8 protein-coding genes are annotated in these 9111 nt (G+C 63.5%); 1 reads left to right on the top strand and 7 read right to left on the bottom strand.

Going from position 1 to position 9111, the window contains the following annotated elements:
* From EN879_RS13680 to EN879_RS13660, 5 genes are all read right to left on the bottom strand, one after another.
* Positions 1-1890: efflux RND transporter permease subunit (locus EN879_RS13680; protein ID WP_164774403.1), on the bottom strand; the 1890-nt coding region annotated here is incomplete at its 3' end.
* Between the two features lie 80 nt (positions 1891-1970).
* Positions 1971-3146: an efflux RND transporter periplasmic adaptor subunit gene (locus EN879_RS13675; RefSeq protein WP_013529194.1), complete on the bottom strand. Its 1176-nt coding sequence runs from the start codon at positions 3144-3146 to the stop codon at positions 1971-1973.
* A 155-nt stretch (positions 3147-3301) separates the two neighbouring features.
* Entirely contained in the window at positions 3302-3910 is a 609-nt protein-coding gene (locus EN879_RS13670) for a hypothetical protein (RefSeq protein ID WP_063169180.1), read from the bottom strand.
* A complete protein-coding gene (locus tag EN879_RS13665) occupies positions 3907-6180 on the bottom strand; it encodes a xanthine dehydrogenase family protein molybdopterin-binding subunit (protein ID WP_063169181.1) in 2274 nt (757 codons plus the stop codon). The genes EN879_RS13670 and EN879_RS13665 overlap by 4 nt, the downstream gene beginning before the upstream one ends.
* Positions 6181-6182: 2 nt before the next feature.
* On the bottom strand, positions 6183-6644 hold the full coding sequence (locus tag EN879_RS13660) for a (2Fe-2S)-binding protein (protein ID WP_063169182.1): 462 nt from the start codon (positions 6642-6644) through the stop codon (positions 6183-6185).
* A 123-nt stretch (positions 6645-6767) separates the two neighbouring features.
* Between EN879_RS13660 and EN879_RS13655 the strand changes: the two genes are divergently transcribed.
* Positions 6768-7364: a TetR/AcrR family transcriptional regulator gene (locus tag EN879_RS13655; RefSeq protein ID WP_013529190.1), complete on the top strand. Its 597-nt coding sequence runs from the start codon at positions 6768-6770 to the stop codon at positions 7362-7364.
* Between the two features lie 33 nt (positions 7365-7397).
* Here the strand turns inward: EN879_RS13655 and EN879_RS13650 are convergent, their stop codons facing one another.
* A complete protein-coding gene (locus EN879_RS13650; protein WP_027162499.1) occupies positions 7398-8528 on the bottom strand; it encodes a patatin-like phospholipase family protein in 1131 nt (376 codons plus the stop codon).
* A 49-nt stretch (positions 8529-8577) separates the two neighbouring features.
* Positions 8578-9111, bottom strand: a 534-nt coding sequence (locus EN879_RS13645; protein WP_127274094.1) for a 3-hydroxybutyrate dehydrogenase, incomplete at its 5' end; no start/stop codon positions are given.

Below are 9111 nucleotides of genomic sequence, written 5' to 3'. Positions count from 1 at the left end.
GGCCATGCCGCCGCGCACATTGTTCAGGATCTGGTTCGCCGGCTTGCGCTCGCGCCAATCTATGAATTCGTACTGGATGACGCCGACGACGTCTTCAGGGACATCCTGGCCGCCGCCTTGTGTCTTGCCGACGCGGGTGTAGACCGACTTGATGCCGGGCCAGCCGAGCATCCTGTTTTCGGCAATCTTGGTCGCCGTATCCATTTCGGCCAGCGAAAGGTTGCCGCGCGCGTGCACGTAGAGCAGGCCGTAGTCGGGCTCGACACTGGGGAAGAATTCGACACCGGCGCCATATTTCGAATAGGCAAAGCCGACGCCGAACAGCAGAGCGACCGTCAGCAAAACCACCGTAATCGGAAACCGCACCGCCTGCTTGACGATCGCCATGTACCAGCCGTCGCGATTATCATCCTCATGATGCTCCGGCGCCTTGGCGAAGATCGCCCCCAGCGTCGGCGCGAACACCAGCGCATAGAGCATCGAGGCCGATAGCGTGACGATCAGGGTGATCGGCATGTACTTCATGAAGTCGCCGATGATGCCCGGCCAGAACAGCAGTGGCGAGAAGGCGGCTATGCGCGTCATCGTCGCGGCAATGACCGGACCGGCCATGCGCTTGGCGGCCAATGCGAAGGCTTCCGCCTTCGGCATGCCTTCGCTCATCCGCCGTTCGGCGAACTCGGTGACGATGATGGCATCGTCGACCAGCATGCCGACAGCCAGGATCAGGCTGAACAGCACGATCATGTTGATCGTGTAGCCCATCATCGCCAGCAGCAGGATGCCGATCAGGAAAGACGACGGAATGGCCAGGCCGATCAGCAGCGAGGCACGACCCGACAGCGCGTAGAGGATGACGATGAACACCAGGATGACGGCGATCATGACGTGGTTCTGCAGATCGCCGAGCAACTGGTTGACGAAGACCGACTTGTCCTGCGTGTAGGTGACGTTCATGCCTTGCGGCATCGTCTTGACGTAGGCGTCGGACACCTCCCTCACCTTGGCGAGCGTGTCGATCAGATTGGCGCCGATGCGCTTCTTGACTTCGATGGCGATGGCCGGCTTGCCATTGAGGCGCGTGATCGTCGTGGCATCGGCGAAGGTCGAGCGGATCGTCGCGATGTCCTTGGCCTGCACCACGGCATTGGGGCCGGCGACCACGGGCAAGGCCGCCACGTCCTCGGGCGTCTCGATCAGTGACGGCACCTTGACGGCGTATTTGCCTTCCGAGCCTTCGATATTGCCGGCGGCGACCAGACTGTTGGAGGCCCCGACAGCGCCGATCAGCTGATCGAGTTGCAACCCGTAGGACGACAGTTTCATCGGATCGATGACGACTTCGACAAGATCGTCGCGCGAACCCTGCAACGAGCCCTCCAGGACGCCTGGCACTTCCTCGATACGGTCGCGCAGTTCGCGCGCGGCGGCGGTCAGCACGCGTTCGGGCAATTCGCCCGACAGGGTGACGACGAGGACGGGGAATTCGGAGATGTTGACTTCGGTAACGACCGGCTCTTCGGCCGCCTGCGGCAGGTCGGCCTTGCCGTCCTGCACCTTGGAGCGCGTGTCCTGCAAGGCCGTCGCCAGATTTGTCTGCGGCTGGAACTCGACCAGCACATAGCCGCCGCCCTGGAAGGCGGCCGAGCGCATTTCCTTGAGGCCTTTCAGGCTCTTCAGCTTGCTTTCCATCGGCCGCAGCAGAAGGCGCTCCGAATCCTCAGGCGAAATGCCCTGATAGATCAGGCTGATATACATCATCGGAATCGGAACGTCGGGCTCGGCTTCCTTCGGCGTCGACTGATAGGCGACCCAGCCGGCGAGCAGAAGGAAGACGAGGACCGAAATGGTCAGGCGGGCATTGTTGATTGCGAGTCTGACGATATCCATGGCTAACGCCTGTTCTTGAATTTCACGAGCTGCGTCGCAGCCAAGTGTCCCCGCCCGGGGTCTGTCCGCCGTACCCCATGCTACTGCGTGCCGGCGGTCGCTTCGCCCAGCAGTTTCTGGATGGTTGCCTGGTCGGCTTCGACCGGCTTGACCTCATCGCCTTCCTTCACCAGTTCCTGGCCGGCAACGATGATGCGCGCATCGGCAGGGATGCCGCCAAGCACCAGGCCGGTCGGCGTGTCGTCGACGAGGTCGATGGGGAAGAACGCAACCTTGTTGTCCTTGCCGACGGCACGGATGCCGAGGTCGCCCTTGTCGCCGAGCGTCACCACCGAGCGCGGCAGCAGCACCGCATCGGTCGGCAACGCGCTGAGTGCGATTTCCGCCGTCATGCCGGCCGGCACGGAGCCGTCGGCATTGGGGACGGCAACCTCGACGCGGAAGGTGCGGGTCGCCGAAGAGGCGTCGCGGCTGATGTAGCGCACGGTGCCTTCGACAGTCTGGCCGCTGACCAGCCGTATGGTGGCCTTGTCCCCGAGTTTCAGGTAGCCGAGATCGCGCTCGCTGACTTCGCCGCGGGCAATCACCGGATCGAGCTTGAGGATGGTTGCCACCTCGCCGCCCTGCATGATGGAACTGCCAAGTTCCACCGGCACCCGGTCGATAACGCCGTCGAAGGGCGCCTTCACCTCGTTGCGGTCGAGTTCGGCCTGTGCCGTTTCCAGTTGCGACTGCGCCGAGGTCAGGTTCGAGCGCGCGGTGTCGAGCTGCAGCTTCGGCAGATTGCCGGTCTTCATCAGCCGCAAGGCTGCGTCCAACTCGGCCTGGCGCTGCACCACCAACTGCTTTGCATTGTCGACCATCGAGATCTTTTCTTCCGCCGCAAGCATCAGTACCAGATCCCCCGTCTTGACGTGATCGCCTTGCTTGACAGGCAGCTTGTCGATGACACCGGCGACGCGCGTCGCCAGCACCGCCCGCTTGTCGGCTTCGGTCAGCCCGGAAATGCGGATGGCGCGTGCATAGGTCTTGCGTGGCGGCGTCACCACCGCAACGGTGCGCAGCGGTGCCTTCGGCTCGGCTTCAGCCGTCTTCGGCTTGGCCGCGTCCGGCGCCTTGGCCTGTTCGGCTCCGGCTGCCTTGGCTTTGTTGGCGGCTACGCTGCCGACCGACGAAAACTCGCCTGTCGCCATCCACGCCGCGAAACCAATGAGCACAACAATGGCTGCAAGCTTGTGAAACCTGATTCTCGGCATCGTCGTTGTTTTCCACTGCGGGTTCGGCCAGCGTCCTCATAACGCGGGCGCGTCGCCGATATGGGTGCGCGCCAAGCCGTGTTCAATTTGCCGTGATCGGCGAAGCGCGCTTCTACATCAAAGTTGCACCGCAATATAGTCTGAAAGTTGCAAGATCATTGCCCCGGCGGACAAGATGCGCCCGCCGCGGCCCAGTCTTCGATCGCTTGATAGGTCGCTTCGGCAGAGCCCGGAGCCGGTTCACGATCCGGCCCCGGCGCCCAGCCCCAGGCGACCAATCTGTCGTCGCGAACATGCAGCGCGATGTCCTTCAAGCTGCGGTTGCCATTGCGCAGGGGATCCCTGATCTGGGCGCAGATTTCGGCCGAGGATTTGCCGAACCAGGCCATCTCGGCCGGCGCCAAATGCCAGTTCTCGGCCCCGGGCGGCCCGTGCAATGCCTTGGAATTGCTGGAGAAATGGCAAGTCGTGCAGCGCAGGCCCGGATTGCCGAAGCCCGACCCGTCAGCACCGCGCTGGACATTGAAGGCGTGAACGCGCGTACCGCGATAGTGCGCACCCGACCATCGCGGCCGGTCGTCCGCGACATGACAGTCGGCGCAGCGCGGATGCGAGAACACCGCATAGACCTTGTCCCATTCGGGCAGGCCTTTCGCCGCGTCGACGGTCGCCGGCGCCGGCGTCTGGCTCTCTTGCGCAATCGCAAACGGCGCTGCGAGCACGAGCATGGCAGCAGGCGTCAGCATGATGAGGAGCTTCTTCATGCGAAGGCCACCGTTTTCGACAGCGGCAGCGTGCGGATGCGCTTTCCGGTGAGCGCGAAGATGGCGTTGGCGAGTGCTGGAGCCGCCGGCGGTGTGCCGATCTCGCCGACGCCGCCCATCTTGTGGAAATTTTCCAGGATGGCGACTTCGAAGACCGGGCACTGGAAGATCCGCATGGCATCGAAATCGTGGAAGTTCGACTGTTCGACCATGCCGTCGGCGAAGGTGATTTCCTGACCCATCGCCGCCGAAAGGCCGTAGATGGCGGCGGAAATCAACTGCGCCTCGATGATGCCGGGATCGAGCGCGGTGCCGACATCGGCAGCGATCCACACCTTCTCGATGCGGATGCCGGCCGGCGTGTCCGCCACCTGAACGATCTCGCCGACCCAACTGCCGAAGGACAGCGTGAAGGCCATGCCCTTGGCCTTGCCGGCGGGCAGCGCCTCGCCCCATTTCGCCATCGCGGCGACTTTCTCGACCACCTTCACCGCCGAGGGATAGGCGGCCATCAGTCTCTTGCGCATCTCGACCGGATCGATTTTTCCGGCGACCGCGATCTCGTCCATGAAGCCCTCATGGAAGAAGCCGTTGACCGAACTGCCGACCGAACGCCAGGAGCCGACAGGGATGGAGACCGGCGCCGCGATACCCCTGACCCGATAATTCGGGATCGTGTAGGGCTGGTCATAGGCGCCATCGACAATGGTCTTGTCGGGACCGAGCGGCGATACCGAGGGGAACAGCCGGCGCAGCGTACCGGCAATCACCGATGGCGAGGCCATCTTCATGTCGACCGCGATCGGCATGCCATCGTCACCGAGCCGCGCCTGGAACTTGCCGATAGCAGCCGGCCGATAGGCGTCGTGCCGCATGTCTTCTTCACGCGTCCACGTCACCTTGATCGGGCGTCCGCCCGTCTCCTTCGCCATCAGCGCGGCACACAGCGCGTAGTCCATCTCGACGCGCCGGCCGAAACCGCCGCCCATGAAGGTGGTGTGCACATTGATCTTGTCCTGCTCGATGCCGACCGCGTTGGCGCAAAGCTGCCGCACCAGGGTCGGCGCCTGGTTGCCGCACCAGATGTCGAGCGCACCGTCCCTGAACTGTGCCGTGGCGTTCATCGGCTCCATCGTCGCATGCGCCAGATAGGGCACGGCATAGTCTGCCTCGATGATGCTTTCGCGCGGCGCGTCGGCAAAGGCGGTTTCGACATCGCCATTGTCGCGCATCACCGACCCCTTGGTGGCAAGCGCCTGCTTCAGCACATCTGAAATGGCGGCGCTGCTGAGCGGATATTCAGGATCGGACCACTGGGCGTCGATCGCCTCGGCCGCCTTGAATGCTGCCCATGTATTATTCGCGATGATACCGAAGCCATGGCCGTAATTCGTCTCGAGCAGCACGATCTTGATCACCCCAGGCATTTTCTCGGCTTTGGAGAGGTCCGCCTTGACCGGCTTCGACCAGAAGCGCGGGCTCATCTTGACCGTGCCGTAGACCATCTCCGGCAGCCGGACATCGATGCCGAAGATCGGCGCCCCGGTGAGCTTTGCCAGCATGTCGATGCGCTTCTGCGGCTTTCCCAGCAGCTTCCAGTCGGCCCGGTCCTTGAGCCTGACTTCGGCCGGCCGCGCCATCGCGGCGGCAGCCGCGGCGACCGCGCCGTAGGTCAGCGATTTGCCCGACGCCTTGTGCAGGATCGAACCGTCGGCCGTTTCCAGATCGGCCGCCGCGACACCCAGTTTTTGCGCTGCCGCTGCGACCAGCATCTGCCGGGCAGCGGCACCCGCTTGCCGCATCTTGTCAAAACCGTCGCGTGTCGAAGCCGAACCGCCGGTGCCCTGCAGGGCAAGGAATTTGCCGACCACACCGAGACCGGAACGCACCGCCTGCGCGGTCAGGCTTTCATCGAAGAAGGCGAACGGACCGCCCTCCTCGAGGATCGCGGCGTTGTAATAGGCATGGGATGCCGGTCCATGCTCGACCATGACCCGGTCGAGCCCGACGTCGAGTTCCTCTGCGACCATGGCCGCAAGCGTCGTCGAGATGCCTTGCCCCATCTCGGCGCGCGGCGCGACGATGGTGATGGTGTTGTCGGCGCCGATTTTCACATAAGGGTTGAACGTCGCCTCGCCCTTGCCAAGCTCGGCCTCGAGCGGGTTCGGGAACGGCTTGCGATAGTAGTAATAGCCGACGGCAACGCCGCCAGCGACAGCGGCAGCGCCAATCAGAAACGTGCGGCGGGCGATCTTTCCGACACTGGCCATGGTCAGAGCCCCGCCGTCTTGAGCGCCGCGGCCTTTTTGATGGCCGAGCGGATTTTGGGATAGGTGCCGCAGCGGCAGAGATTGCCGCCCATGGCGTTGTCGATGTCGGCATCGCTCGGGTCGGCGACTTCATCGAGCAGCGCCACCGCGCTCATGATCTGGCCGGCCTGGCAGTAGCCGCATTGCGCGACCTGTTCCTCCAGCCATGCCTGCTGCACCGGATGCAGTCCGCCTGCCGTGCCGATGCCTTCAATGGTGGTGACGGCGCCGCCGACCTCGCCGACGGGAAACGAACAGGAACGCACCGGCTGACCGTCGACATGTACAGTGCAGGCGCCGCAGGCGGCGATGCCGCAGCCAAACTTTGGCCCGGTCTTGCCAATGAGATCGCGCAGTGCCCACAGCAGCGGCATGTCCGGATCGGCGTCGATATCGAATGACTGACCGTCGACGGTGAGGCGCATGGGGATACCCTTTGTTGTCGTCCACTGCCAAGGGCGAAGCGGCCTCCCGGCCGTTTCGCTCCGATACAGATTGACAAATTTCGTCATTTTGTCAATTAGGATTTTGCAGGATAGAATTGCTCTATGAACCAGATCGAAGACACCGCCACCGCCGATCCCAAACGCGTCCGTATTCTGGATGGCGCGATGAAGGTGTTTTTGGCCTATGGCTTCTCGCGCACCACCATGGACGACATTGCCCGTGCCGCCGACATGTCGCGCCCGGCGCTCTATCTCCTGTTCAAGAACAAGACCGACATTTTCCGCGCCATCGCCATGATGATCCTGTCGCGCTCGGTCGAGGCGGCAAGGTTTGCCCTATCCGGCGACGGCCCTTTCACCGAGCGCATGATGCGAGCCATCGATGAGGCCTTTATCTCGATGATGAGCGCGGTCGTTGCCTCGCCGCACGGCGCCGAATTGCTGGACATGAAATCGAGCCTTGGCGATCTGGTGGGCTGCTGGCGCGGCGGGCTTGGCCAACACATCGGCGCCGCGATAGAGGGCGAGGCAGCCAGGAACGGCGTCGATCTGGCGGCCAGGGGCCTGTCGGCGCAACTGCTTGCCGACATGCTGCTCGACGGGCTGGAAGGCATGAAGGCGCGGATCAGAGATCCGGAAGGGCAGCGGCAGGCAGCCGCTGCCCTGATCAGGGTGATCGACCTGACCTTGAAAGCATGATTGCGGACCAATCGATGCACATCGATTGGTCGCTCAGGCGCGCCGGCGCTCTGCCTCCGGGTTCTTGCGGGCCGCAAGAAATTCCTTGACCCGCCGGCCGGGTGCCGGACCGCGTACCGGCTTGAAGCCGTCATCCAGTTCGCCGGAGAGATCGAGCGTCGGTCGCTTGCCGACGGCGTCGTAATTCTCTTCCAGCCAGTCGCTGGCGGCGGTGCGGCCGAGATCTCTGAGGTAGGTCAGAAACGCCCATTCGGCGTTGACCTTCGAGGACGCCGACAGGTCCTTGAACGCCTCGTCGGCATCGATGCGGTGCATGCGGATGTCGCGGTACTCGCCATGTGGCAGACGGCCGGCGGCGATCAGCTCCTTGACGAAGGCAATCGAGCGGAATTCGCGCAGCAGCCCGGCGTTGAAGGTGATCTCGTCGATGCGGTTCTGGATCTCGTTGGCGCTTCTTGGTGTTCCCTCGCGCACCACCGGATTGATCTGCACCAGAAGCACGTCCTCGGTCGCAGCCGTCTTGAAGAACGGATAAAGCGCCGGATTGCCGCCATAGCCGCCATCCCAATAGGGCACGCCCTTGATCTCGACGGCGCGGAACAATTGCGGCAGGCAGGCCGAGGCCATCACCGTATCGAGGTCGATCTCCCCGTCGGAAAAGACGCGCAACTGTCCGGTCTCGACATTGGTCGCCGAGATGAACAGTTCCATCGACTTGCAGGCGCGGACGTTCTCGAAATCGATCTCCTGCTGCACCACGTCGCGCAGCGGATTGAGGCCGAGTGGGTTGGCGACATAGGGCGAGAACACCCGCGACATGGTATCGAAGAAGAGATAGCCGGGCGTGTTCTCGATCGACCAGTTGCCCCAGGCGACGTCCCACGGCATGCGCTGCACCGGGCTGAACCGCCCCTTGGCCGCCACCGCGCGCCAGAAATCGTCAAGTTTTTGCCGCGCGCCTTCGACTCCGCCGCGCACATATCCGTCGGCCAGCGCCACCGCGTTCATGGCGCCGGCGCTGGTGCCGGACACTGCTGATATCTCCAGCCGTCCGTCCTCCAGCAGCCGGTCGAGCACACCCCAGGAAAAGGCCCCGTGCGAGCCGCCGCCCTGAAGCGCTACGTTGATCTTCTTCGTCTCCTCCGCCTTGCCGTTCTTGGTCATGGCGTCGTCCTTGATCTATCCCTTTGGGTGGATGAGAGAGTTTTGCGCCTCACGCGGCGGTCCAGCCGCCGTCGACCGACAGTTGCGTGCCGTTGACCTGCGCCGCCGCGTCCGAGCACAGGAACACCGCCGCTGCCGCGATCTGCTCCACCGTGACGAATTCCTTGGTCGGCTGCTTGTCCAGCATGACCTCACGGATGACGGTCTCGCGGTCCATCTGATGGGCTTTCATCTGGGCGGGGATCTGCGCCTCGACCAGCGGCGTCAGCACATAGCCGGGGCAGATGGCGTTGCAGGTGATTTTTTCGCGCGCCAGTTCGAGCGCAACGGTTTTGGTCAATCCCATGATGCCGTGCTTGGCCGAGACATAGGCCGATTTGAACGGCGACGCGACCAGGCCATGCGCCGAGGCGATGTTGACGATCCGGCCGCCGCCGGCCTTTTTCATCAGCGGGATGGCGGCCGCGATGGTGTGGAACGCCGACGACAGGTTGATGGCAATGATGGCGTCCCATTTCTCGATCGGGAACTCTTCCACCGGCGCGACATGCTGGATGCCTGCATTGTTGACGAGAATATCGAC

The sequence above is a fragment of the Mesorhizobium sp. M7A.F.Ca.AU.002.02.1.1 genome (assembly GCF_003998535.1).
In the GTDB taxonomy this organism is placed as follows: Bacteria; Pseudomonadota; Alphaproteobacteria; order Rhizobiales; family Rhizobiaceae; genus Mesorhizobium; species Mesorhizobium ciceri.
This window is presented reverse-complemented; position numbering and strand designations above follow the sequence as displayed.

Coding starts and splice junctions, on each gene's coding strand:
- EN879_RS13675 (WP_013529194.1), bottom strand. CDS start 3,146: ATGCCGAGAATCAGGTTTCACAAGCTTGCAGCCATTGTTGTGCTCATT.
- EN879_RS13670 (WP_063169180.1), bottom strand. CDS start 3,910: ATGAAGAAGCTCCTCATCATGCTGACGCCTGCTGCCATGCTCGTGCTC.
- EN879_RS13665 (WP_063169181.1), bottom strand. CDS start 6,180: ATGGCCAGTGTCGGAAAGATCGCCCGCCGCACGTTTCTGATTGGCGCT.
- EN879_RS13660 (WP_063169182.1), bottom strand. CDS start 6,644: ATGCGCCTCACCGTCGACGGTCAGTCATTCGATATCGACGCCGATCCG.
- EN879_RS13655 (WP_013529190.1), top strand. CDS start 6,768: ATGAACCAGATCGAAGACACCGCCACCGCCGATCCCAAACGCGTCCGT.
- EN879_RS13650 (WP_027162499.1), bottom strand. CDS start 8,528: ATGACCAAGAACGGCAAGGCGGAGGAGACGAAGAAGATCAACGTAGCG.